The organism is Sedimentitalea nanhaiensis DSM 24252 (genome assembly GCF_000473225.1).
Classification (GTDB): domain Bacteria; phylum Pseudomonadota; class Alphaproteobacteria; order Rhodobacterales; family Rhodobacteraceae; genus Sedimentitalea; species Sedimentitalea nanhaiensis.
This window is the reverse complement of the sequence record NZ_KI421510.1, coordinates 83,763-107,423: the sequence shown is the minus strand read 5'-3', so window position 1 is coordinate 107,423 and position 23,661 is coordinate 83,763. Positions and strand designations below refer to the sequence as shown.

22 protein-coding genes are annotated in these 23,661 nt (G+C 61.7%); 11 read left to right on the top strand and 11 right to left on the bottom strand.

Features of this window, described 5'->3' with window-relative positions; genetic code table 11:
* Positions 1-51: 51 nt before the first annotated feature.
* The 4 genes from NANH_RS0124240 to NANH_RS0124225 all read right to left on the bottom strand — a co-directional run bounded on the left by NANH_RS0124240 (position 52) and on the right by NANH_RS0124225 (position 4,345).
* Positions 52-1,023 (bottom strand): TAXI family TRAP transporter solute-binding subunit, encoded by a 972-nt coding sequence (locus NANH_RS0124240; protein ID WP_027264350.1) that lies wholly within the window; start codon positions 1,021-1,023, stop codon positions 52-54.
* A 45-nt stretch (positions 1,024-1,068) separates the two neighbouring features.
* The gene (locus tag NANH_RS0124235; protein ID WP_027264349.1) at positions 1,069-1,836 is read right to left on the bottom strand and encodes a CoA-transferase; all 768 of its coding nucleotides are present in this window, start codon (positions 1,834-1,836) and stop codon (positions 1,069-1,071) included.
* Positions 1,833-2,771 carry a CoA transferase subunit A gene (locus tag NANH_RS0124230; RefSeq protein ID WP_027264348.1) on the bottom strand — a complete coding sequence of 313 codons (939 nt, stop codon included), beginning with the start codon at positions 2,769-2,771 and terminating at the stop codon, positions 1,833-1,835. The genes NANH_RS0124235 and NANH_RS0124230 overlap by 4 nt, the downstream gene beginning before the upstream one ends.
* 146 nt (positions 2,772-2,917) lie before the next feature.
* The gene (locus NANH_RS0124225; protein WP_027264347.1) at positions 2,918-4,345 is read right to left on the bottom strand and encodes a hypothetical protein; all 1,428 of its coding nucleotides are present in this window, start codon (positions 4,343-4,345) and stop codon (positions 2,918-2,920) included.
* A gap of 509 nt (positions 4,346-4,854) precedes the next feature.
* On the opposite strand from NANH_RS0124225, the gene NANH_RS0124220 reads away from it, so the two are divergent.
* Genes NANH_RS0124220 through NANH_RS0124210 form a run of 3 tightly spaced genes read left to right on the top strand, consistent with a single transcriptional unit; the run spans position 4,855 to position 8,488 of the window.
* Positions 4,855-6,285 (top strand): MmgE/PrpD family protein, encoded by a 1,431-nt coding sequence (locus NANH_RS0124220; RefSeq protein WP_027264346.1) that lies wholly within the window; start codon positions 4,855-4,857, stop codon positions 6,283-6,285.
* Positions 6,285-7,343: an acyl-CoA dehydrogenase family protein gene (locus tag NANH_RS0124215; protein ID WP_027264345.1), complete on the top strand. Its 1,059-nt coding sequence runs from the start codon at positions 6,285-6,287 to the stop codon at positions 7,341-7,343. Before NANH_RS0124220 ends, NANH_RS0124215 begins: the two co-directional genes overlap by 1 nt.
* The gene (locus tag NANH_RS0124210; protein ID WP_027264344.1) at positions 7,340-8,488 is read left to right on the top strand and encodes an acyl-CoA dehydrogenase family protein; all 1,149 of its coding nucleotides are present in this window, start codon (positions 7,340-7,342) and stop codon (positions 8,486-8,488) included. The genes NANH_RS0124215 and NANH_RS0124210 overlap by 4 nt, the downstream gene beginning before the upstream one ends.
* Positions 8,489-8,528: 40 nt before the next feature.
* On the opposite strand, the gene NANH_RS0124205 is transcribed toward NANH_RS0124210, so the two are convergent.
* Positions 8,529-9,347 (bottom strand): IclR family transcriptional regulator, encoded by an 819-nt coding sequence (locus NANH_RS0124205; RefSeq protein ID WP_071974435.1) that lies wholly within the window; start codon positions 9,345-9,347, stop codon positions 8,529-8,531.
* A gap of 34 nt (positions 9,348-9,381) precedes the next feature.
* Complete coding sequence (locus NANH_RS0124200) at positions 9,382-9,864, bottom strand: MaoC family dehydratase (RefSeq protein ID WP_036051571.1); 483 nt, start codon at positions 9,862-9,864, stop codon at positions 9,382-9,384.
* 320 nt (positions 9,865-10,184) lie between these two features.
* On the opposite strand from NANH_RS0124200, the gene NANH_RS0124195 reads away from it, so the two are divergent.
* The 8 genes from NANH_RS0124195 to NANH_RS0124160 all read left to right on the top strand — a co-directional run bounded on the left by NANH_RS0124195 (position 10,185) and on the right by NANH_RS0124160 (position 18,562).
* The gene (locus tag NANH_RS0124195) at positions 10,185-11,297 is read left to right on the top strand and encodes an acyl-CoA dehydrogenase family protein (RefSeq protein ID WP_027264341.1); all 1,113 of its coding nucleotides are present in this window, start codon (positions 10,185-10,187) and stop codon (positions 11,295-11,297) included.
* A 16-nt stretch (positions 11,298-11,313) separates the two neighbouring features.
* Positions 11,314-12,540: an acyl-CoA dehydrogenase family protein gene (locus NANH_RS0124190; RefSeq protein WP_027264340.1), complete on the top strand. Its 1,227-nt coding sequence runs from the start codon at positions 11,314-11,316 to the stop codon at positions 12,538-12,540.
* A 49-nt stretch (positions 12,541-12,589) separates the two neighbouring features.
* Entirely contained in the window at positions 12,590-13,735 is a 1,146-nt protein-coding gene (locus NANH_RS0124185) for a TAXI family TRAP transporter solute-binding subunit (RefSeq protein ID WP_027264339.1), read from the top strand.
* Between the two features lie 68 nt (positions 13,736-13,803).
* Entirely contained in the window at positions 13,804-15,771 is a 1,968-nt protein-coding gene (locus NANH_RS0124180; RefSeq protein WP_027264338.1) for a TRAP transporter permease, read from the top strand.
* A gap of 1 nt (position 15,772) precedes the next feature.
* The gene (locus NANH_RS0124175; RefSeq protein WP_036051569.1) at positions 15,773-16,186 is read left to right on the top strand and encodes a PaaI family thioesterase; all 414 of its coding nucleotides are present in this window, start codon (positions 15,773-15,775) and stop codon (positions 16,184-16,186) included.
* Between the two features lie 60 nt (positions 16,187-16,246).
* On the top strand, positions 16,247-17,023 hold the full coding sequence (locus tag NANH_RS0124170; RefSeq protein ID WP_027264336.1) for an SDR family NAD(P)-dependent oxidoreductase: 777 nt from the start codon (positions 16,247-16,249) through the stop codon (positions 17,021-17,023).
* 1 nt (position 17,024) lies between these two features.
* On the top strand, positions 17,025-17,420 hold the full coding sequence (locus NANH_RS0124165; protein ID WP_027264335.1) for a Zn-ribbon domain-containing OB-fold protein: 396 nt from the start codon (positions 17,025-17,027) through the stop codon (positions 17,418-17,420).
* The gene (locus NANH_RS0124160) at positions 17,417-18,562 is read left to right on the top strand and encodes a thiolase (RefSeq protein ID WP_027264334.1); all 1,146 of its coding nucleotides are present in this window, start codon (positions 17,417-17,419) and stop codon (positions 18,560-18,562) included. Before NANH_RS0124165 ends, NANH_RS0124160 begins: the two co-directional genes overlap by 4 nt.
* 68 nt (positions 18,563-18,630) lie before the next feature.
* On the opposite strand, the gene NANH_RS0124155 is transcribed toward NANH_RS0124160, so the two are convergent.
* The 5 genes from NANH_RS0124155 to NANH_RS0124135 all read right to left on the bottom strand — a co-directional run bounded on the left by NANH_RS0124155 (position 18,631) and on the right by NANH_RS0124135 (position 23,659).
* The gene (locus tag NANH_RS0124155; RefSeq protein WP_027264333.1) at positions 18,631-19,764 is read right to left on the bottom strand and encodes a C4-dicarboxylate TRAP transporter substrate-binding protein; all 1,134 of its coding nucleotides are present in this window, start codon (positions 19,762-19,764) and stop codon (positions 18,631-18,633) included.
* Positions 19,765-19,830: 66 nt separating this feature from the next.
* Positions 19,831-21,138: a TRAP transporter large permease gene (locus NANH_RS0124150; RefSeq protein WP_027264332.1), complete on the bottom strand. Its 1,308-nt coding sequence runs from the start codon at positions 21,136-21,138 to the stop codon at positions 19,831-19,833.
* A gap of 10 nt (positions 21,139-21,148) precedes the next feature.
* Positions 21,149-21,670, bottom strand: a complete 522-nt coding sequence (locus NANH_RS0124145; protein ID WP_027264331.1) for a TRAP transporter small permease subunit — start codon at positions 21,668-21,670, stop codon at positions 21,149-21,151.
* A gap of 41 nt (positions 21,671-21,711) precedes the next feature.
* Positions 21,712-22,488, bottom strand: a complete 777-nt coding sequence (locus NANH_RS0124140) for an enoyl-CoA hydratase/isomerase family protein (protein ID WP_027264330.1) — start codon at positions 22,486-22,488, stop codon at positions 21,712-21,714.
* A 28-nt stretch (positions 22,489-22,516) separates the two neighbouring features.
* The gene (locus tag NANH_RS0124135) at positions 22,517-23,659 is read right to left on the bottom strand and encodes an acyl-CoA dehydrogenase family protein (RefSeq protein ID WP_027264329.1); all 1,143 of its coding nucleotides are present in this window, start codon (positions 23,657-23,659) and stop codon (positions 22,517-22,519) included.
* Positions 23,660-23,661 lie beyond the last annotated feature (2 nt).

Here is a 23,661-nt window from a genome sequence, read left to right as displayed (position 1 = left end):
ACCCCGTCTGGATCAGCCTATGGCCGCCGTCGTGACGGCCCGCGATTCCGGTCAGCTTCCGGCCGCCTCTCTCCAGTAACGTTCCGCACCTGGATGATAGGGTATACCGGTCTCGATTGTGGCGACGGCATCGGCGGCGATGTCGTAATCCGCAAGCTGCGGCCAGGCTTCGACCAGCAGGTCCATGTTCTGGTGGATGCTGCGAGCGATGTCATAGGCGCTCTGGTCATCCATGACGCCGGTGCGGGTCAGGAAGAAGACGTTGAGCTTGGGTACCCGCATTTCCTCGGATCCCGGAATAAGCCCTGCGGGAAGAGTCGTGAAACCGACGCCCTCCATGGCTTCTGTCGCCGCTTTCTCCTGCTCTTCGGTGAAGCCGATCAACCGCATCTTGGTGCTTGTCATCAACTCTTGCAGGGTTGCATCGACAGAGTTTGCGGCCCCGTATTTGCTATAACCGATGATCTGGCGGTTCTTGATGCCTTCCACCGCGTCGCCAACGGCGCCATGCACCAGGTCCGCGTTGATATCGAACATGGACAGGACACCGGTCGTCAACGTCTCGGCCGCCGATCCGCGGATGCCGGGATTGAACTTCTTTCCGTCCAGTTCGTCCAGCGTCGTCACACCAGACTCTTCGGTGACCGCGATCAGCAGGATCGAGGCGCTGTAAGGATAAAGCGCAACCGTATCTGGGATTGCGTTACCTTCGAACTTGCCGGTCCCGTTTCTGGCGGAGATCAGAATGTCGGTGGTGGCAAGCCCAAGGTCGATCTCGTCGCGCGCCAGCCGCAGCACATTGTCCACGCTGGCCCCGGTTTCGATCACGCTGACATTGGTGCCTTCCATGCCGGTCTCGATCGCCTTGCTCATCGCAACCGAAATGGTGAAATGGCTCGACGTCGGGCTGGTCGTGCCCATCGTGAGATCCTTGGCAGATGCCGCGCCGCCAAGGGCTATCGCGCCCATGGCCGCGATAGCACCCACCGCCGCCCGGTATCCGGTCAACTTGCGTTGGATCATTTTATCCTCCCGTTTTTGCCTTTAAAGTAACGTCAGCCCGGTCGCTTAAGCACGCAGGGCCCCCGATGTATCGATCCGCTCTCTCAGAACGCGCAATTCTTCCTCCGTTGGTGGCCGCGTTTGCGGCACCTCGCCTCTGATCGCCAGATCGAACCCCGTATGACGCTGGACCTCTTCGGGCGTATTTCCCGCATGCACCGATTTCAGTCGCATTCGCAGCGTCGTCTTGTCGAAATCCATAACCGCTCGCGGTGTCACCACCAGGCGCGGTCCTTCATTGACCAGCCCGGCGTCGCGTTTCGCGGCAGGCCCGGACAGATGTCCGGGTATTGTGATGAAATCGACCGTTTCCACAAAGTTTCGCGCCGTATGCACGGTGGGGCAAATGTAATACCGCGACGAGGTGTGGCAGTATGACAGGTTTGCTGCCCCCGGCCCGCGCATCTTTGGTGCGTGCAGCGTGCCGCCGACGTGGTGCAGGTTGATGTTGCCGTACACATCGTGCTGCAAGCCACTGTGAAAGAAAAAATCCAGCCCGTGATGGCTGTGGCCGAACAACTCGATAAAGGTCTCGGCGGCCTCGCAGCGGCCGAGCGCACGATCGTCCAGCATCGACGGATACAAACGCCCCGGCTCGGGGTTGAAGAACATCTCGCCGCCGACCGTCAGGTTCGGTGCATGCAGCTCGCGGGCTAGCGCAATCGCCGCCATCGGCACCAACGCGGCTGCACCCGCCGCACCCAGTTCTCCGTCGGCCAGATCGCGGGCCAACACGACGACCATCTGTTCAATTGGGGAAACCGCTGCACTCATTCGTTCCGTGCCTCGGCTTCGAGCACGGCGAAATACCCGGCTCCCCCGACCGCTTCGATGTAGTCGCTCTGGTTTTTCGGTCCGGTCACATGGCGGGCGATATAGGTGTCCAGCCCCGTGCTGTCGCCGGTCCGGGCGGCATCCCCCAGATCGGCGTAGGCGTCGATATGGTCCTCGTCCATCGCATAGTTGGGAAAGCTCGCGGTTGGGTGCGCGCCATAGGGCACCTCGACCACGGCATCGACATAATAAGACGGCACGGTAACCCGCGAGGGATCGTCCAGAACGACCTCGTCCGGCACGATCCGGTCCACGCTGGCAATGACCATGTCAGACGCGCGTGCCATCAGCTGATCGGCGTAGACCATCGTGCTGAGATGGCGCAGGTTTCCCCAACGGTCGGCTTCCTGCGCGTGCAAGAACGTCACTCTGGGGCGGATCGGCCCGACGGCGTGAATACGGCGGCCGGAGAACGGGCAGTCGATTTCGTGCAAAAGCGGGTTGTGCTTCAGAACGTCCGATCCGCGCAGCGCGTCGATTGGCTGGAACGGCACGCCATGAGCCGACGCCATCAGCCCGCCCACCACGGTCAGCGCATCCAGCGCGTGCGCGGTCACCTGCCCTGCCTCGACCGCGCGGCGGAAATTGGGGCAAAGCCGGTTTTCCAGCGTAACGCCGGGAATAAAGACCTGTGCGACCGCGCCTGCCGCAATCATCAGGTCGACATCATACCCCGCGCCCGGCGAGGAATACACATGCAGACCATCTGCGCCCGCGGCCAGCAACGCGCGCACCAGTGCGACAGGGCGGCTTTGCTTGAACAGACCACCGAGACAAAGCTCGGGGCGTTCTTCCAAAGCGCCTCGTGCCAGCCGGGCTGCGTCTTGCAGGCCTGTGACCTTGCTGCGACGTGTGGGTTTCGCTTGGCCTTCCATCGTTGGGCGTGCCACTCCGATAGTGATTGCGCTGACCCATCCTAGTTGACGCTATGGGGTCCATCACCTTCCGACTAGCGCAAAGCCTGATCGAACACATATGTGGAAATGCTTGCGCCCGGTTCCTGACAGGCAATTGAGACCGGTCAGAACCACCCTGCCGCGACACCGCCGCCAACGATGAGCGTGATGAGGAGGATGCTCGCAACACCGAAGATCCCGTTCCACCGCAAGCCGATGGTCAGCGGCCGCTCGCCCACGATGGAGGAGGCGTAGACCACCGCCGTGATGGCCGGTCCCATGCAGATGATGCTGCTCCAGCCACCAGCCAGTGCAAGGCCCAGAGCAAGCGGCGACAAACCTTCCACGCCGACGCGGTTGACCACCTCTGCCAGCAGGACCACCGAGATCATCGGATGCACGCCCAGCAGCCCCGTCAGAAACACCGTCATGATCAACAGCACGACGGTCAGCACAGGCCGCGTTGCGATCCAGCCAAGATGGTCGGCAATCCATTCGACCGGAACGACCTCCAGCGCGACGAGGCCGATGAACCCCGCCGACGCGATGACGCTCATTTCGGTCGCGAAACCCGGTGCCTGGGTCACAAACCGGCGCGATATACCGGCAAGGCTGCCACTGCCGCTGCGCATAACCGACCAGAGCAGCGCATAGATCGGCACGATGGTGATCAGGACGGTCTGGAAACTGTACTGGGTCAACCGGTCCAGCGTGACCACGGCGGCGCCCAAAAAAAGCACATGCCCGGACACGATCAGGACGGCCCAGGGGCTCCAGTCCGGCAAGTCACCGCTCAGGGCCGGTGCCCGGCCGCGCGCCGAGGGCGGGCGCCACCATTCCACCGTGTCGAACAGCCATCCCAGAAGAAACAGAATCCCGGCCAGAGCAATCCCGTAAGGCGCCAGGGTCGTCCATTCGAGCCCCGGTATTGTGAGAATCATCAGATTGAGAGCGATTCCGAACGGCGTCCAGAACGCGATCGAGGAAAACCCCCGCATACAGGCGCTCACCATCCTGCGCTTGCGAGCCTGGAACACGAATTCGTCCATCTCGTGCCGATGCGCCGCCAGCCCTTTCATTATGATCTCCAGCATCACCCCAAGCCCGCCGAGATTTAGAAGCACCCCGAACAGATGCCCGCCCGCACCCAGAGAGGCGTAGCGACGGGTCGGCGGCTGCAGTGTCAGGAATTCACCGGCAACCTCGACAATCGGGTCTTGGGTGGCCGCGATGCGCAGGAAGGCGACAGCCGTCAGCAGAGCGGACAGGAACACGACGCGCCCCGCCGCCTGGACGAAGATGCCGGGGTCGATTCCATTGGCCAGCGCCAGAAGGGCGATCGCGAGCGAGAAGAAAAGCAGCACCCATCCGACACGGGCGATGTAGCGGGACGAAATGGCAAGATAGATGCAGAAAAACGGCGCGGCAGCGATGGACGCGACGGCGGAGGGCAAGACACCCTGAATGATGGCAGCGCCAAGACAAATCAGCAGACAAATGGCCGTAAACCTGTTGCGCTTGCCGGAACGTTTCAGGCGCTCGACAGGCGACATCTGCCCCCCCTTTTCCGAAGGCGCTCGTTGTGTCTGTGACGCAACGGCAGATGCGGTCTTTCATGGCACGACGGCGGAAATGCGATGCCGACAATTTCCCATTCACAGGCAAGGACACACAAGGTGCTCATCTTGTCGGCGCAGGGCGGACTAGCCCGGATTTGTGGTGGCACTGACCGCCTTGGTTCCGGGCCTCCGAGGATACATCGTCTGGCGGTCAATGACACAACGATGCCTCGAAATGTCTCTCCGCACATGCGTGCTTGTCTGCCCGACTTTTCACGCCGATACCCTCAACCACGTCTGTTCTTCTTTCCGAAGTTCTACGGTCACGTCCAACGCCCGATCCTGCACGGAAACAGAGGAAGGATGAGCACCCAGAATATCCAACGGCAGCAAGGATCACAACGCAAGCATCCCGCTCCAACACATATGTGCGAAAGAGTGGGGCCGAGAGTTGATAGCGCCCGCCTTGATGAGGCAATATGCAGTGTCAGAGAAAGAAGTGGATGATCAGCGATTTCACCATCCGTTTGTCGCGGTTCGTCGCCGCGCCGCACCGGCTGAGCGTTGCAGACGCCGAGCAGGCCGCGCTTTGCGTTGAGGATACCATAGCCGCCATCTATGGCGGGTGGCATGAACCGGTGGTTCGCCGGCTGGCGGCGCTTGACGCGGGCGGACCGGCAGTCCCGGCAGGAGCTGCTGAAGGTGGCAGTCCCGAACAGGCCGCGTTCCTGAACGCGGTTGCCGGTCATGCGCTCGATTTCGACGATGTCCATACGGTCAGCGTCACCCATCCCAGTGTTGTAATCGTGTCGGCGCTGCTGGCCACCGTGGATGTCCGGCCGGACACGGCCGGCCGCATTGCCCCCGCGCTTGCGGTCGGAACAGCCGTCAATGTCGCGCTCGGTCAGATCCTGGGTTTTGGCCACTACAACAAGGGCTGGCACGCAACGTCGACCATCGGGGTTCTGGCATCGGCGGCAGCGGTCGCGCATCAGCTTGGGCTCGACGACGACGCAGTCCGCAACGCCCTGTCCCTGGCCGCGTCGCTGGCCGGGGGAATGCAGATCAATTTCGGCGCCATGGCGAAACCGATCCAGGCCGGAAACGCCGCCCTTGTCGGATTGCGGGCCACCCGGATGGCCGAGGCCGGCATCACGGGCGCCCCGGACATCTTCGCGGCGCGCGGCTTCTTCGACCTTTATGCCGGCCCGGACGGGATTGCGGCCGACCCCGCAGCGGTGGAACCGCGGATCGATCTGGGCACGGTGTCCCGCAAGCTGTATCCCTGCTGCTACCTCACCCACAGGATGATCGCCGCCGGGCGGCACCTTCACGCCGAACGCGGCGGCGAGGCGGTGCCCGAAGGATCGGTGATTGAAATGACAGTGCCCGAAAGCGTCATGGTCCCGTTGCATGTCACCGACCCCAAAGATGGAATGCAGGCCAAGTTCTGTGCCGCCTATACGCTCGCCGTGGCCCTGCAGCAGGGCCAGGTCGGGCTGGTGGATTTCGAAGGGGACAGCCCCCATCGCCCCGCGGTGCGCCGGCTTATGGACATGGTGCATATCCAAACCATGCCGGAAGCGGGGCGGGATCACGCTGGCGTGGACCATGGGACGGTCCATGTCCGCCTGCGCAAAGGGAACGTAACCCTGGCCGAAACCTCGGTCGCGGCGCACCCCGGCTCTCCCTCGGATCCGGCAACCCCTGCCGCGATCGGCGACAAAATCGCCGATTGCCTCGGAAAATATCGCAGGGACGGGGGCGCGGCGCCCTCTGCCAGTGCGTTCCGCCGGGATCTGCGCACGCGGCTGCATCTGCCGCCACTGCGAGAGGCGTCGGCCCCCGACGGGCAAAAAAACCATGCGCGGCAGGACAAGCCCGTGAAGGAAATGTCCAGCGCCGATCAAACACCGTCTGAAAGGACCGTCTGATGGAATCGATGATTCATGACATGGCAGAGCGACTGTTCCGCGACCATGTCACCCACCGCATGCGCGAAGACGCCGCCTCGGGACAATGCCCCGAGGCGCTCTGGACGCAGATCGAGGAGGCAGGGTTAACCATGGCGCTGGTGCCAGAGGACGCAGGCGGTTTCGGCGTGCCACCGGCCGAGGCGCTCGGTCTTGTGCGTATTGTCGGGGCGCATGGCCTGCCCTTGCCTCTGGCTGAAACCCTGATCGCAAACGCCGTTCTGGCGGCCGCGAATATGGCCCTTCCCGGTGGCAGGCTGACCATCGCCGAAGGCGAAGCGCTGCGGTTGGAACGGCGCGGCAAGAAGATCCATGCGAGCGGGCATCTGACACTGGTGCCCTTTGCCCGCTGGGCGAACCGGATCGTGACCATTGGCGTCCTGGACGGTGTCGATCACGTCCTGTCCCTGCCGGTGAAGGATCTGATCGTTGACCCGGCGCAGGATTTTGCCGGGATGCCACGCGACGACATCGAACTCGATTATACCCTGACAGAGACCGATGTCACCCCCTTGCCACGACCCGTGGGAGGGATGCGCGGGCTTGGTGCACTTATCCGCAGTCTTGCCACCACCGGGGCGATGGAGACCATCCTGAAGATGAGCGTTCAATACGCCAACGACCGGGTGCAGTTCGGACGGCCAATCGGCAGGTTCCAGGCGATCCAGCACAATCTTGCGACAATGGCCGGAGAAACCGCAGCCTCGCGCACGGCCGCCGAGATGGCGGCCGGCAGCTATGACACACCGGCCTTTGCGCTGGCCGTTGCCGCCGCCAAGGCCCGCGCCGGAGAAGCGGCCGAGAAGGTCGGGGCCCTGGCCCACCAGATTCACGGGGCCATCGGTTATACCCAGGAACACGCGCTTCACCATTTCACCAAACGGATTTGGGGCTGGCGTGACGAGTTCGGCACCGAGCTTGACTGGACCAGGGAACTTGGGCGGGCCGCCCTGTCGAGCCCCCACGACACCTTCTGGCATTTCATCACAGACAGCGCTGCAAAAGGGACCCAGGCATGACCCTCACCGCTTTTTCTCCCCCCCCGCCCGGCGCCGACTATGACGACCTCCGGCAAGAGGTCCGCGCGTTCCTGGCCGACGAACTGGCCGATTTCCCGCCCATAAAACGCGCGCAGTCGTGGAATGGGTTCAGCCGTGATTTTTCACGAAAGCTGGCGCAGCGCGGCTGGGTCGGCATGACCTTCCCAAAGGAATACGGCGGCCACGCGCGCAGCGCGCTTGAGCGGTATGTCGTGTCCGAAGAGCTACTGGCCGCCGGTGCCCCGGTGATTTCGCACTGGATCGCAGATCGGCAGAGCGGTCCGCTCATACTTGCCAAGGGCACCGACGATCAGAAACGCCGGATCGTGCCGCGCATCGCCGCGGGCGAACTATGTTTCTGCATCGGGATGAGCGAGCCGGATTCCGGCTCGGACCTGGCGGCGACGCGCACGATGGCCACCGAGGTCGACGGGGGGTTCCGGATCAACGGCACGAAGGTCTGGACGACCTATGCGCATGTCGCCGATTACATGATCCTGTTCTGCCGCACCGGCAAGAGCGACGACCGCCACGGCGGGATGAGCCAATTTCTGGTCGATCTCAAGGCCACCGACAACATTCAGATCACCCCGATCATCGACTTGGGCGGTGAGCATCATTTCAACCAGGTGGTATTCGACGATACCTTTTTGCCCTCCGATGCGCTGCTGGGCGAAAAGGGCGAGGGCTGGTCGCAGGTCATGAGCGAACTGGCGTTCGAGCGCAGCGGCCCCGAGCGGTTCCTGTCGTCGTTTGCCCTGATCGAGGAACTGATCCGATTGCTGCGCGACGACGCAACCGAAGCGCAGCAGGCCGAGATTGGCCGTTTGTCCGCGCATCTGATGGTGCTGCGGCAGATGTCACGATCGGTGGCCGGAATGTTGAACGAAGGAGAGAACCCGTCACTTCAGGCTGCCATTGTCAAGGATCTGGGAGCGCTTTTCGAACAGGACATTCCGCGCCTGGCCCGAAGTCTTGTGTCGCGCCCGGCGGTGCCTGGCGGGAGCGATAGCTATGCGGCTGTTCTGGCGTATACCGAACTCGCCGTTCCGTCGTTTTCGTTGCGCGGCGGCACACGCGAAATTCTTCGCGGTATCATTGCGCGGGGACTCGGACTGAGATGATCCCGCCTGCGGAATGACAACAACGGCGGGCGGCACACGTCTAGTGCCGGCCGGTTTCCCCAACCTCCGAACGATAGCCGAGTGCTCGGGAGAGCTGTTCAGCGGCCGTTTTGGCAGCGGCAACATATCGCTTCTTGTTACGCTTGGCGCGCTCCAGAGGAGCACCAATCACCAATGCTCCTGCCAAGTGTCCGTCGGCGCGAAAGACCGGAACCCCGAACCCCGCTGCATCTACATGCGCGGTTCCAGCTGTACTGGAATACCCGGTTTTGCGAATCTCCGAAATTAACCCGCGCAGTTCATTTTCATCGGTGATCGAATTAGGCGTCAGCGGCTTTAATTCAGTGCGCCGAAAATAATCGTCCAGTTCCTGCTGCGTGTCAAAGGCCAGCATGACCAGCCCCGATGCCGAACAGAACAATGGCCGGTTGATCCCCTGTTGGGCGACATACCGAACGGGCTGGGGGCTTTCGATGACCGACGAATAAATGACTTTCTCGCCGTCCCGGACAGCAAACAGGATGGTTTCACCGGTCTGGTTAACCACATCATTCATCACCCCGCGCAGGACCGATTCGAACGGGTGGTTGGTCAGAATTGACTGGGCGAACTGAAAAATCCTCGGACCCAGAAAGTAATTGTCTTCCTCGCGCATCAGATACCCCTTCTCGGTGAGGGGCCGAAGCAGCACCAGCAAACTGCTCTTGGGGCAATCAATCGCGATGCTGAGTTCCGAAAGAGACATGTGACGTTTGCAGCGCGCCAAAAGATCGAACAACGCAAGGATACGCGTCAAGGACCGGGGCCCTTCCGATGTGCGCCCGGCGGCTTCGGCTGGGCCAGATTGCGCGGTTTTCATAGTCATGTCTCCAGTGCCGCTATCCGGAACAGGCCTATGCCTTTCCTGGCTCTTTATCCGTCATGCGGGCCTTGATCATCCGCAACGGCGTATACTCCAATACCTGTTCTCCGGTTTGCTTGAACACCTTGTTTCGCGTCCGCACCAATCCGCGGTTCGGACGGCTCTTCGACCGGCGCGATTCTGTTACCTCGACCTCACAATGGATGGTGTCCCCGGCAAATGTGGGCCCCATGACCTTCAGTTCCATGTCCAGAAAGGCAAAGCCGGTATGTTGCATTGTGGATTGGGTCAAGAGCCCTTCCATAAAGGTATAGACCAGCGCACCGGGCGCGGCGAAACCGGGGATATTGGATTCCTTCTCTCGGAAGTCACGATTGATGAACAAGACCTCAAGCATGCCGGTAACACTTACAAAATTCGTGATATCGGTTTCGGTGACGGTGCGGCCAATGGTCCGAAACCTGCGCCCCACTGGCAAATCTTCATAACAAAACCCGAGTCCTACAGTTTCCATTTCGCACAATTCCCTTGATCAGTTCCATTTTCTGAGAGGGTTCGGCCACATCTGTCCTGCGCCCGGAACACGCCCCGGTTCCTTCACGTTAGGCGGCAAGCTCCGCAGCAATCAATCGACTGCCTCGTTTTTGCGGCTTTCACGTCGATTGAGCACATTCTTGATGAATCGCATTCTTCGCTCCAGTGGCCCCTTTTTCCACGCCACAGCACATATGTGGTTTTACGCGGCTGGTGCCGGATAGCGTTTGGGACATACCGAACGCGTACCTTACCTTTTTGTGAACAGGCGCCAAATGCCATGACCCGAAGAGGACCAGCATGAATTTCGGCTTTTCCGACGAACACGATGCCATACGCGACACGCTGGCACGAATGCTGAGCGATCACGCCACTCTCGCGGTGGCGCATGACTGTCTTGAGGCTGCCGACGGGTTCGATTCCGCAACCTGGACCGCCTTGGCGGACGGCGGATGGCTGGGCCTTGCAATTGCCGAAGACTACGGGGGGGCGGCGATGGGGGCGATCGAACTGGCCATTGTCGCCGAAGAGATCGGCCGTAGCCTGGCCGCCATACCTTTTGGCCCGGTTCTTGGCCTGGCGATCCCCGCGATTCAGGACTTGGGCACGCAAAGCCAAAGGGAAAATCTGCTTCCCCGGATCGCCGAAGGCCGCATGATCGTTACCGTCGCGCTTGCCGAGGATGGAGGGTCTGCACCGGAACGGGTCTCGGCAAAAGTGCTGCAGGATCGCCTTTCGGGACGGAAATCGCCAGTTTCGTTCGCATCCGATGCGTCATTCGCGATCGTCGCCGCCCTGGACGAAGGCGGCACCGCGCGCCTTTATCTGGCGGATCTTTCGGACCCCTCGGTGTCGATCAGCGCGCTGGATGCGATCGACCGCACCCGTCCGACGTCCGAGATCGTCTTTCACGACACGCCGGTTGAACTGCTTCCCGGGTCCGATCCCGCAGCGATCCGGACTCTTCTGGACGGCGCCGCAGTGTTGGCCGCCTTCGAACAGATCGGCCTGGCCGAGCGGGCGCTTTTCCTGACCAGAGACTATGCCTGCGAGCGGCAGGCGTTCGGACGCCAGATCGGCAGTTTTCAGGCGGTCAAGCACCGGCTCGCGGACATGTTCGCCAAGATCGAGCTGGCACGGTCCAATGCTTTTTTCGGCGCCTGGGCGCTGGCGAGCGGGGATGAACGGCTGTCCGAAGCGGCGGCGGTAGCACGCCTCGCGGCTCTCGATGCAGTGCAATTCACCACTGAGGAATCGGTGCAGCTTCACGGTGGGATCGGGTTCACCTGGGCGGCCGACCCGCATTTGTTTCTGCGGCGAGGATGGCAGTTGAAGGCCGAACTCGGCCTGGCCGATTTGTGGCGCGAGCGGCTGCTTTGCAATCTGGCGGACGGCCAAAGGGCCGCGAACTGACAAGGACAAAGTGCAGATGGATTTCAGCGACAGCCCGGAAGAAGCCGCGTTCCGCGCCAAGGCGCGCGACTGGCTTGATGCCACCGCGACCCGCCGCAATGGAAGCGAAAAGGCCCAGGACCATTTCATGGCCCGCGACGCCGACGAAGTTGCCCGTGCGCGCGACTGGCAGGCACGAAAGGCCGACGCAGGCTGGGCGGGGCTGACATGGCCCCGTGCTTTCGGTGGGCGTGACGCCACTCCGATCGAGCAAGTGATCTGGAATCAAGAGGAAGGGCGCTACGCCGTCCCGCCCAACGTCTTTCTGATCGGGATCGGGCTGGTCGGGCCTACGGTCATGATCCACGGCACCGAAGACCAGAAAACAAGATTCCTGCCCCGGGCTCTCACGGGCGAAGACATCTGGTGCCAACTTTTTTCCGAACCCGCCGCCGGGTCCGATTTGGCCGGTATCCGCACCCGTGCACGCCGCGAAGACGACGAATGGGTGATCTCCGGTCAGAAGGTTTGGACCTCGGGGGCGCATTATTCCACTCACGGCATCCTGCTGGCGCGCACCGATCCACAGGTGCCCAAGCACAAGGGAATGACCATGTTCCTTGTGGACATGTCCGACCCGGCCATCGAAACCCGTCCTATTCGCCAGATTTCGGGCAGCTCCAGTTTCAACGAAGTGTTCATCGACAACCTGCGCGTGCCAGACAGCGCCCGCTTGGGCGGTGTATCCGAAGGGTGGAAAGTGGCGCTGACCACACTCATGAACGAACGGTTCAGTATTTCCGTCGGCCGGGCCAGTGGCGGTGCGCGGGCCGAGGAATTGATTGATCTGGCTACCCGTGTCGAACGGAACGGTCGCCCGGCCATCGAGGACGACGAGGTGCGCGCGCGCATTGCCGATTTCATCGCGCGTCAACGCGGACTGGAATTCACCTCTTACCGGGTCATGACGTCGCTTTCGCGCGGCCAGGCACCGGGTGAAGAGGGCTCGATCGGCAAGCTGTTGCTGGGCAAGCTGCGGCAGGAAATGGGCGCTTTCGGGATGGATCTGGCGGGAACTTCGGCGGGCATATCAGCCAAGGTCGGGGATGACGTGGCGCGCTGGCGAAACGAATACCTGACCGCGCCGGGCAACCGGATCGCGGGGGGATCGGACGAGATCCAGCGCACGATCATTGGCGAACGCATTCTCGGGCTGCCGCCTGAAATACGCGTCGACAAGGATGTCGCGTTTTCAGAGCTTTGATCTGAATGGGCGCCACCCGGGACCAACGACCAACAAGGAGGAGAATATCATGAAGTTCAAGATAACCGGGATCGCTGCCGCATGCCTGGCAATGGCCACCTCGGCTGGCGCGCAAGACATCGATCTGCCTGACGTGATCGCTTGGTCGGCCTATGACACGGGATCGGCCGGTCATGCGCATTCCATAGCCATCGGCAACATGATGCGCAGCAAATACGGATCGACGGTCCGCGTGCTTCCGGGGCGAAACGACGTCTCGCGGATGACGCCGCTCAAAAACGGGACGGTCGATTATTGCCTGTGCGGCATCGCCTCCTATTTCGCTGCCGAAGGGGTTTTCCTTTTTGCTGCGCCTGAATGGGGCCCGCAGCCGATCCGCGCGGTGCTTCAGGCTGTCGGCGACTACGGTCTGGGTGTCGCCGTCGCGGCCGATGCCGGCATCGAGACGATTACGGACCTCAAGGGCAAACGGGTCGGTCGCGCCGTCAGTTCGCCGGCGATCGATGTCAACATGGAGGGGCTGCTGGCCTTTGCGGACCTGACATGGGACGACGTGGAGGCAGTGGAATTCTCGGGCTATGTGAACACGCTCCAGGGCATTCTCGAAGACCGTGTGGATGCCGCCTTTGCACTGACGACGACCACCGTAAACTACCAGATCGAGTCAAGCCCGCGCGGCCTGAAATGGCTTGAAACACCCGCGGACCAGACAGAAGCATGGGAACGCTACACCAGCGTAACGCCCTTCGTGACACCGCATATGGTGTCTGTGGGGCCGGGCATCGACCCTGCCTCCCCACTGCCCATGGCGCAGTACCCCTATCCGATCCTGGTCACTAACTCCGATCAGGATTCCACCGAGGTGCGCAACATCGTAGCCGCGCTTGACGCAGGGTTCGACGATTACAAGGATGCCGCCCCCGGTGCCAATGCGTATGCGATTGATCGCCAGATCCTGTCTTGGGTGATGCCATGGAGCGATGGCAGCGTTGCCTACTTCAAGGAAAAGGGTCTGTGGACACCGGAAGCCCAGGCAAACCAGGACAAATTGGTGGAACGGCAAGAGGTGCTCTTGCGGGCCTGGGGCACATTTGTCGGGGACGCTCCAGAGGGTGAAGAAGAATTTGCCGCTGCATGGATGAAAGCCCGTGCCGACGCACTGGAAGCGGCCGGCCACGAAGTCTTTTTCCGCTGATGCGACACAGCGCGGCGCCCCACAGGCGCCTTGCACAAAGCAACGCAGCACAAAACTGGAATACGGGCATGGCACAGGAAACACAGGAAGCGCCGGCGCAACCGACCGGTATGGGCACCCTGCCCGCGTTTGTTCGCTGGTCGCTCGTCGTCTCGGCGCTGCTTTTGACCGCGGCGTCGGTCAACCATCTGTTCAATCTGGGCTTCTTCATGAACGTCCGGTTGCTTGAAATTCACTACCTCTACGTGATGCTTCTGCTGACGCTGCCACTGGTGTTCCTTGTCTTTCCCTGTTCAAAGTCAGATCCTTACGGATCGACGCGATGGTGGGATTACTTTCTGGCCCTGCTGGCCCTGATCACCTGCGCCTTCTTTGCCTACTACGGGCGCAGCGTGGTGAACAAAGGGTGGGATTTCGCCGCTCCTCTTAATGCCGTGATCGCCAGCTTCGCCTTCTGGTTCCTGCTGCTCGTGGCCGCGCGCCGCACCGGCGGCTGGACGCTGTTCGCGGTAATCCTGGTATTTTCCATCTACCCCATGATCGCCAACTATGCGCCCGGCCCGATCCAGGGCTTCCAGCGCTCGCCCGTCGAAACGGCGATCTTCCACGCGATGAGCGGCGAAAGTGTGCTGGGCATACCGATGCGCAGCTTTGTCAATCTTGTCGTGGGGTTCATGATCTTCGGCGTTGCGATGCAACATACCGGCGCAGGTCCGTTTTTTATCGACATCGCCTTTGCCGCGCTCGGAAATGTCCGGGGCGGGCCGGCCAAGGTAGGAGTTCTGACCAGCGGGCTGACCGGTTCGATGAGCGGCAGCGTGATCACCAATGTGCTGACGACCGGATCAATTACCATTCCAGCGATGAAAAAGGTGGGGTTCAGGCCCACTTATGCGGCGGGGATCGAAGCGGCGGCGTCGACGGGGGCGGTGCTGATGCCCCCTATCATGGGCGCCACGGCCTTTGTCATGGCGACATTCCTGGCGACCGACTACACCAACATCGTTGTGGCGGCGGTGCTTCCTTCGCTGTTCTACTTTTTCGGCCTGTTCGCACAAATCGACGCATACTCGGCGCGCAACGGACTGAAAGGCGTTCCGCGCGCCGACCTTCCCAGGATCGGCAAGGTGCTGCGCGAAGGCTGGTACTTTCTCGCCGTCTTCGGGCTGCTGATCTGGATGTTGCTCTACCTCAAGCGCGAGGCGATCGCTCCATTCTATGCGACCGCGCTGCTTCTTGTCCTGAACCAGCTGCTCTCAAAATCACGCTGGGGGCGAAAGGAGCTGATGAATTTTCTGATCGCCACGGGACAGTTGTTCGTCGAACTTGTTGCCATTCTTGCGGCGGTCGGGCTGATCGTCGGCGGACTGGCGGTGACCGGGATGTCCGGGACGATCTCGAACGATCTGCTGTTCATCGCGGGCGGCAACATCTTTCTGCTTCTGCTGCTGGGGGCTTTGACCAGTTTCATTCTTGGAATGGGCATGACCGTGACCGCCGCCTATGTGATTCTGGCGGTGTCGCTGGCACCCGCCCTGGTCGCCGGCGGGCTCGATCCGATCGGCGTCCATTTATTTATCCTTTACTGGAGCATGCTGAGCTATATCACCCCCCCCGTCGCGCTCGCGGCTTTCGCCGCGGCGGCCATCGCCCAGGCCAAACCCTTTGCGACGGCCTTCGAAGCGATGAAGCTTGGAAGCATCGTCTATATAATTCCCTTCTTCTTCGTCCTTGATCCGGCGTTCATCCTGCAAGCCGGTCCACTCGAAAGCCTGCTTACGGTTCTGCGCGCCGGTCTCGGCATTCTGCTGATCTGCGCCGGTATTCAGGGGTATCTGTTTGGCGTCGGGCGGATCGAAACCGGACTGCCAGGAACAATCGCCCGCGTCCTTCTTGGTATTGCCGGTCTGGCCTTCGCCTTTCCCTCGAACGCGGGTCTGGCGGTTCCGATCCTCGGCGCGGTGGGCGCAGGTGCCGCTATGGCGGCAGTGGCTGTCGCTTTGGTGATGGTCTCGGCCAAGCAGGAGACAGCGTAATATGAGCGCACAAGACGGCAGACCGGACATCCCCGCCCCGTTCAACGCATTGCTCGGCGTGCGCTTCGTCTCGTGGTCCGATGGCAAAGCCGAGCTGCGGTTGGCCATCGGACGCGATCACCTGAACGGCGCTTTTTCGGTGCATGGCGGTGTCTACGCGACCATGCTGGACAACGCGGTCACCTTTTGCGCGGCCTACGCGGGGGATGGCCGCCCAGGTCATCGCTGCCTTACGCTTTCGCTTACCACCAGTTTCGTCGCCCCGGCGACCGAAGGAGACACGCTGACGGCCCGCGCGCGCATTGTCGGGGGCGGACGCAAACTGGTTTTTGTACAGGGCGAGATCTTCAATCAGGACGGGCACCATCTGGCCCATGGCGATGCCGTGATCAAGCGGCTCGCACCACCGTCGTGACCACCTGAGTGAACCGATGGTGAGCGAGACCAAACAAACGAAGGACAAAAGGAGACAGAAATGATCAACCCGATGGCATTGGACAATCAAGTGGTTATCGTCACAGGCGCCGGACAGGGTATCGGCCGCGGTGTGGCGGCGCTGTCGGCAGAGCTGGGCGCCAAGGTCGTGGTGAACGATCTGAACGAGGACGGCGTCAAGGAAACCGCCGAACAGATCGGTGGCAATGCCCGCGCCATCGTGGGGAATGTGGCCGACCCGGACTTTCCCGGGAAGCTCGTGAAATTCGCCTTCGACGAATTCGGCGACATCAACGGGCTTGTGAACAACGCCGGGATCGTGCGCGCCGCGATGATCCACAAGATGGACCGGGCCACCTGGCAACAGGTCATCGACGTGAACCTCACCGGTGTCTTCGCCTGCCTTCAGGCCGTGGGGACCTATTACAAGGACCGGGTCGAAAAAGACCCCGAAAGCGCCGCGCGCCGTGCCATCGTGAATATCTCATCCGATGCCGGGCGTCGCGGCACCATCGGTCAGATCAATTATGGCGCGGCAAAATCCGGGGTTCTGGGCCTGACAATGAGCGCCGCGCGTGAATGGGGCCGTTACCGCATCAACGTCAATTCAGTCTGTTTCGGAATGGTCGAGACACCAATGACTGAGACCATCCGCTCTGAAAAATTCGCCGACAGGTATATGGCGCAGATTCCGATGGGACGGATGAGCACCCCTGAAGAAGTCGCGCAGCCCGTCTGTTTCCTGTTGTCCAACGCGGCATCCTATATCACCGGCCAGCACCTGAGCGTGAACGGTGGCTTCCACATCGGGTTCTGAGATGGCCGGCATTGGACAAGGCCCAGGGCCGGACGCCGTCTTCGCCGCGAAGCTGGCCGAGGGCGTCTTCGAGATTCAGAAATGTGGCGGCTGCGGCACCCATGTATTCCATCCGCGCGTGATCTGTCCGGCCTGCGGCAGCGCGGATCTGGGATGGTTCGCGCCAACCGGGAGGGGCACCGTCTATGCGCGAACGGTCGTGCGCCGAAAACCGGAACGAGGCGGCGATTACAACGTGGTTCTGGTGGACCTGGAGGAAGGGGTACGAATGATGTCGCGCATCGACGGTATCGCGCATGACCAGATTGTCGCCGGGCTGAAAGTAACCGCGTCGATCGGCGAAGGCGCCGAAGGTGACCCCGCCGTGGTTTTCCGGCCAGAAGGAGAAGCAAATTGAGTTTACGGGGAAAAGCCGCCATCGTCGGTGCAGCGCTGGCAGGCTGCGGCGAGGCCCATGGCAAAAGCTCGATGGAGATCACAATCGAGGGGGTGCACGGCGCGCTTGCCGATGCGGGGATCGCACTTGGCGAGGTCGATGCCGTTGCCACCTGCCAGCCGCTGGATATGCTGTCGGGTCTTACACTGGCGCAGGAATTGGGCTTGAACCCCAGGTTCACGATGAACAACCGCATGGGCGGCTCGTCGTTCCTGTCGCACACGCTCTGGGCCGCGATGCTGCTCGAATTGCGGCTCGCTGATACCGTGTTGATCTGCTACGGATCGAACCAGCGCACCGCCTCGGGCAAGCTGATGACTGCGCTTGGCCTGCCGACCTACGAGGCCCCCTACCGACCGTTGTTCCCGCTGTCGTCCTATGCGCTGGCCACAGACCGTCACATGACGCAATTCGGCACAACGCGCGAACAGCTGGCCGACGTGGCGGTGGCGGCCCGGGCCTGGGCCCAAAAGAACCCCGACGCTTTCATGCGCGATCCTCTGACGCGCGAGGATGTCATCGCCTCGCGGCCGGTTTCCGACCCTCTGCGGGTGCGCGACTGCTGCCTTGTGACCGATGGCGGTGGCGCGATTGTGATGCGCCGGGCCGAGACGGCCAAGGATCACCCCAGACCTCCGGTGTATTTGCTGGGCGGCGGCGAGGGCACGACGCACCGCGACATCTCCGAAATGGCGGACCTGACCGTGACCGGCGCTGCGCAATCAGGGCGAACGGCCATGGACATGGCGGGTGTCAAACCCGCGGACATCGACGTGGTCCAGCTCTACGACGCGTTCACCATCAATGTGATCCTTTTTCTAGAAGATCTGGGCTTTTGCAAGAAAGGCGAAGGCGGTGCGTTTGTGGCGAACGGCGGCATCGCGCCTGGCGGCCACCTGCCGGTCAATACCAATGGTGGCGGCCTGTCATGCGTGCATCCCGGGATGTACGGCATCTTCACGCTGGTCGAGGCGGTGCGGCAACTGCGCGGCGATGCTGGCGATCGCCAGATCGGCAGTGCCGAACTGGCCCTGGCCCACGGCAACGGCGGTGTCCTGTCCAGCCAGGTGACGAATATCCTGGGCACCGAAGCCACCCTCTGAACAGACGAAGGAAGCAATGAAGCGGCCCTTCTTGCGAAGGGCCGCTGTGTATTCAGGCCTGAAACGGCTCAGTTCGGGTAGGTTGCGAAGTCGATCTTGGAATAAATCTCCTGACGCAGAAGGTCTGCATAAGGCTGATGATTGTCCCGGATCGGTTGCAGCGGCTCAACCAGACCGTGCCATTTCTCGATCAGCTCGCGATAGGTTGCGATCAGCGGTTCCGGATCTTCGATGCCGCGTTCCTCGCGCGAGATGCGGGCGATCTCTTCAAGATCGGCGGTGCGGAAATCAATGAGATCCTGAAGAAACTCAGGCGACGGCTGGTGTACCTGCAGGCCAAGCCCACCCGCCTCTTTCAGCACGTCGAGATCGTCGGTTTCGTAGTACACCTCGGTCTGCGCCACGGCCTCGGGTATGTTCTTGACGAATTGCTCGCGTTGCTCCGGCGAAAGTGAGATCCAGAATTTCGGGCCGGCGGCAAAGATCGAACCGGAATGATAGGTGCCCAACGGCAACTCCGTCAGGTGCTTGGCAACCTCGATCAGACTGTGCCCCTTGAGCGCACCGACCGGCTGCACCGCAGCGGTGACGACACCGTGGCTCATCGTGTCGTACATCTCGCTCGACGGCACGTTTACCGGCTCTGCCCCAAGGCGTGTCGCCCAGCGGTCCCAGACCGACCCGCCCGTGCGCAGCTTGACCCCTTGCATATCGCTGATTTCGACGATCGGCTTGGTGGTCAGCAATACATAAGGCGCAGTGCTGATCCCGCTCAGCGCCACCATGCCGTTCTTTGCGAACTCGTCCTTGCACGGCTGGCAGTGCAGCATCACGAATTCGCTGGTCGCGCCGGCCATGGCATAGTGGTCCTCGCCCAAAAGAGCGAGATCGGCGACGAGCTGCGCATAGGGCATTTCCGACCTGAAATAGGTCAACGCCAGCAGACCTACATCGGCGACGCCGTCGCGCAGGCCGGACAGTGTTGGCTTGGGGCCAAGCAAGGCGCCGCCGGCAAACAGCTTGAAGTCGAAGGCATCCGGAAATTCAGATTCGGTCATTTCGGCAAAGGCGGCATGGCCACGCGATGTCGCGTGATTGGGTGACGTCCAGTTGGATATAGTCACCCGCTTTTCGGCCAGGGCCGGTGTCGCCGCTAGAACGGTCGTCGCCGCCAGCGCGGCAAACGCATTGGTCAGTTTCATGTGGTCTCCTCCTCTTTTTCAAGACCCCGCTATTGCGCGGGGTTCGTCACGGCCGGGATGGCCAAATCAGTTGCCGAGCTCTGGCAGGAACATGATCAGTTCGGGAAAGGCGACCATGATGATCAGGACCACCACATCCGCAGCCAAAAACCACAAAACACCCTTGAAAATCAGTGAAATCGGGACCGCATCACCGACGATGCCCTTGATCACGAACACGTTCAGCCCCACCGGTGGGGTGATCAGAGCCATCTCGACCAGCTTGGTTGCAAGCACGCCCAGCCAGATCAGGCTGATATGGTTCGCCTCGTAGATCGGCAGAAGGATCGGCAGCGTCAGCAGCAGGATGCCCAGCGGATCGAGGATCATGCCCAGCAGACAAAAGATCACGGCCGTGCCGAAAACCAGCATCACATAGCTGGCCCCCATATCAATCACCAGGTCGGTCATCGCTTCGGGGATACCGCTGATCGCCAGAAACCTCGAAAACAGGTTGGCACCGACCGCGATGATGAAGATCGCCGCAGTCATTTTTGCAGTGTCCATCAGCGCGATCCTGGAAACTTTCCAGTTCAGGGTGCCGCGCGCCGCCGCAATCACGAAGGACAACGCCGCCCCGACAGCCCCGGCCTGCGTGGGTGTGAATATCCCGGTGAACAGACCGCCGAAAACGCCCACCACCAGCAAGATCACGGGCCATGTCTCGCTCAGGGCCTCCAGCCGTTCGGACCATGTCGCGCTTTCGTCGAGCGACGGCGCGAGCGCGGGATTGATCCACACACGAACGATGATCACGGCCCAGTACCCCAGCATCGTCAGTACGCCCGGCACGATCGCGGCCAGAAACAGCTTGCTGATCGCGACCTCGGCAAAAATACCGTAGATGATCAGAAGGATGCTCGGCGGGATGAGCGACCCCATGGTGCCGGCTGCGGCAACCACGGCGGTACTCAGCCCGGGATCGTAGTCGCGCTTCAGCATTTCCGGCACCGCGATCCGGCCCATTGCCGCGGCGCAGGCCAGGCTGGAGCCGGCCGCCGCCGAAAACAGCGCCGCGCCGCCCACGCTGGCGACCGCCAGCCCGCCCGGCAGGAATGACAGCCAGACCCGGGCGGCCTTGAAGATCCCGCGCGTGATGTCGGTCTGGTAACAGACGTATCCCATCAACAGGAACATCGGGATCGAACTGAGGGTCCAGTGCGCGGCAAAATCATAGGGCACCGCCGTCAGCAGGCCGAAAGCCGCGCCGCTTCCCAGCATCGCCCAGAACCCGAAGAAGGACACGATACCCAGCGCGACCGCGATCGGAACGCGCAGCAAGACCAGCAGGATGACAGAAACGATGCCGCAAAGGCCGATCTGGAAAAAGCTCACCGTTCCACTCCTATTCGTACATGTCGTGATTGGGGCCGGCCATGCCAGCGTCGGTGAAAGGCCTCTGGATCAGCTTGGCCAGCAAGAGCAGAACCATCAGCCCCGCACCAAGAGGCAGACAGAAGCGACCGGGCCAGACGGTCACCGCCGCCATGCCCATGGATTGCTCGCCGATGAGGTATTTTTCGACGGCATCGATCCAGGTCTGCCAGGTGAGCAGCCCGTAGAACACCGCAGACAGCGCCAGAGCCAGCATGTCGAGAGCGGTCCTCGCCCCCGTCGGGAGCAGATCGTGGATCAGGTCGACCTTGATGTGCTCGTTGGTGTATTCGACGAAGGGAAGCGGCAGAAAGACCAGCCCGACCATGTAATAATACGACACGTAATCCACCGTGCCCGGCAGGGGCTCGGCGATGAACTGGCTCAGGATGACATCGAGCGTGACGTGGACCATCATCAGGGCCGCCAGGGCAGTCGCAATATAGGTGATAATCCGCGACACCCTGCCAAGTCGTGCAATGACTGTTTCCATCACTATCTCTTCCCTGTCGTAAAAAGGGCCAATCCGCTTGGTCATACGCCACGGAAAACCGGTTTTCTCTTGCTCAGAAAGGCGTCGATGCCTTCGGCGTGATCCGCGCTCTTGATGATTTGCCCCTGAATGATGGCTTCTGTTTCAAGAAAGCTCTCCAGAGACGGTTGCATCGCGGCGCGCATCAGCCGCTTGGTACCGGCCAGGGCAAAGGTTGGCCCCGCGGCCAGGTCTGTCGCATAGTCCAGGGCCGCCCGGTCGAGGGCATCATCGGGATGAACCTGGCTTGCCAATCCCAGGCTCAGGGCTTCATCCGCCGGCACCATCCGCGCTGAGAAGGCAAGGTCCGTCGCACGTTGCCGACCGATCAGATTCTGAAGGAAAAACGCCGCGCCGCCATCGGGGGCCAGCCCGATCTTGCGAAAAACCTGACCGAATCTTGCCGTCTCGGAGAGCAGGATAACGTCGCAGGCGAGCGCCATGCTCAGACCGATCCCGACCGCCGGACCGCGCACCGCGGCAACCACAGGCTTCTCGCAATTGAATATGGAAAGGATCATCTGGTGCGCCCTGTACAAGCGCGCCCGATCACCCCAGACATCGTCCTTGCCCATGGTCGAAATATCCGCACCCGCACAAAAAGCGCGGCCCTCGGCCCGCAGTAATACGGCGCGAATCCGCGGGTCAGTTTGGATATCGCGAAACGCGTCCAGGAGTTCGACGCGCATGTCGAGGGTCAGCGCATTCAGCTTGTCGGGCCGGTTCAACGACACGACGGCCAGACCTTCTGAGTGTTCCACAGTGATATCGCTTGTCATGACCACCCCTCCCTTTGGCGAAGATTCGTCAGTCAGTGAACAGCGCCCGAGCAATCCCGTTCTTATGTATCTGGGTCGTTCCCCCGGTGATCGTCAGCATCCGCACATCCCTCACCATCCGCTCCAACGGAAGCGAACCGAAATAGCCGTAGCCACCGAACATCTGCATGGCGTCATGGGTGACGCGCTGTGCCATTTCGGTGGCCTGAACCTTGGCGATCGAAGACAATGTTGGATCGGGCTGGCCGCGGTCGATCAGCGACAGCGCCGTATAACACAACGACCGCGCGGCCTCGATCTGCACCTTCATGTCCGACATCATCCATTGCAGCCCCTGCATCTCGGACAGCGCCTTGCCGAATTGCCGGCGGGTCTTCATGTAGTCGCGTGCAAGGTCGAACGCCCCCTCGGCGACACCAAGCGCCAGTATCCCCATGCCGACGCGCGTGGCGTTATAGACACCCAGCGGGCGGACAAAGCCGCTGGAGTTGCCGGCCAGCCCTTCGGTCACGACGTTTTCGGACGGCACCCGCACATCGTCGAAATGGATCTCGCATTCGTTGCAGCCGCGCGCGCCCATCTTCTGTTCAAGAATATGGACCGAAACGCCGGGGCTTTTGCGGTGCACCAAAACGGTTCCGATGCCTCGCGCGCCTTTGCTTTCGCAGAACCGAGCATAGACCAGAAGGTAATCGGCCCTGTCGCCGAAAGTGGTAAAGATCTTGCCGCCGTTCAGCACAAACCCGTCCCCGTCCGGGCGCAGCGATGTCGTCACCGCGGTGGCGTCCGACCCGGCCTCGGGCTCGGACCAGGAGATCGCGCATTCGATCTCGCCCGCGGCGAAGCGGGGCAGGAAAGCCTGCTTCAACGCCTCGCTGCCGCAGGTGGCGATGATCCGGGGCGAGACGTTCTGATCGTGAACGATCAGCGCGGTATTGAAATCCACCTTGGCCAGTTCTTCGATCACGAGATAGCAATCCACCAGCGGCGTACCGCCACCGCCGTATTCTTCGGGAATGGTCATGCCCAGATAGCCAAGCGCGCCCAGGCGATGGTGGTTTTCCTCGGGGTAGATGCCGTCGCGGTCCCAGCGTGCGGCGCGGTCCCGGAATTCCCCGAGCGCCAGTTTGCGCGCGGCATCCTTGAGAGCGACCTGTTCTGTCGTTAGCAACG

Bases quoted from the DNA above. Each gene is read 5' to 3' on its own strand.
- NANH_RS0124240 (WP_027264350.1), bottom strand. From the start codon at position 1,023: ATGATCCAACGCAAGTTGACCGGATACCGGGCGGCGGTGGGTGCTATC.
- NANH_RS0124235 (WP_027264349.1), bottom strand. From the start codon at position 1,836: ATGAGTGCAGCGGTTTCCCCAATTGAACAGATGGTCGTCGTGTTGGCC.
- NANH_RS0124230 (WP_027264348.1), bottom strand. From the start codon at position 2,771: ATGGAAGGCCAAGCGAAACCCACACGTCGCAGCAAGGTCACAGGCCTG.
- NANH_RS0124225 (WP_027264347.1), bottom strand. From the start codon at position 4,345: ATGTCGCCTGTCGAGCGCCTGAAACGTTCCGGCAAGCGCAACAGGTTT.
- NANH_RS0124220 (WP_027264346.1), top strand. From the start codon at position 4,855: ATGATCAGCGATTTCACCATCCGTTTGTCGCGGTTCGTCGCCGCGCCG.
- NANH_RS0124215 (WP_027264345.1), top strand. From the start codon at position 6,285: ATGGAATCGATGATTCATGACATGGCAGAGCGACTGTTCCGCGACCAT.
- NANH_RS0124210 (WP_027264344.1), top strand. From the start codon at position 7,340: ATGACCCTCACCGCTTTTTCTCCCCCCCCGCCCGGCGCCGACTATGAC.
- NANH_RS0124205 (WP_071974435.1), bottom strand. From the start codon at position 9,347: ATGAAAACCGCGCAATCTGGCCCAGCCGAAGCCGCCGGGCGCACATCG.
- NANH_RS0124200 (WP_036051571.1), bottom strand. From the start codon at position 9,864: ATGGAAACTGTAGGACTCGGGTTTTGTTATGAAGATTTGCCAGTGGGG.
- NANH_RS0124195 (WP_027264341.1), top strand. From the start codon at position 10,185: ATGAATTTCGGCTTTTCCGACGAACACGATGCCATACGCGACACGCTG.
- NANH_RS0124190 (WP_027264340.1), top strand. From the start codon at position 11,314: ATGGATTTCAGCGACAGCCCGGAAGAAGCCGCGTTCCGCGCCAAGGCG.
- NANH_RS0124185 (WP_027264339.1), top strand. From the start codon at position 12,590: ATGAAGTTCAAGATAACCGGGATCGCTGCCGCATGCCTGGCAATGGCC.
- NANH_RS0124180 (WP_027264338.1), top strand. From the start codon at position 13,804: ATGGCACAGGAAACACAGGAAGCGCCGGCGCAACCGACCGGTATGGGC.
- NANH_RS0124175 (WP_036051569.1), top strand. From the start codon at position 15,773: ATGAGCGCACAAGACGGCAGACCGGACATCCCCGCCCCGTTCAACGCA.
- NANH_RS0124170 (WP_027264336.1), top strand. From the start codon at position 16,247: ATGATCAACCCGATGGCATTGGACAATCAAGTGGTTATCGTCACAGGC.
- NANH_RS0124165 (WP_027264335.1), top strand. From the start codon at position 17,025: ATGGCCGGCATTGGACAAGGCCCAGGGCCGGACGCCGTCTTCGCCGCG.
- NANH_RS0124155 (WP_027264333.1), bottom strand. From the start codon at position 19,764: ATGAAACTGACCAATGCGTTTGCCGCGCTGGCGGCGACGACCGTTCTA.
- NANH_RS0124145 (WP_027264331.1), bottom strand. From the start codon at position 21,670: ATGGAAACAGTCATTGCACGACTTGGCAGGGTGTCGCGGATTATCACC.
- NANH_RS0124140 (WP_027264330.1), bottom strand. From the start codon at position 22,488: ATGACAAGCGATATCACTGTGGAACACTCAGAAGGTCTGGCCGTCGTG.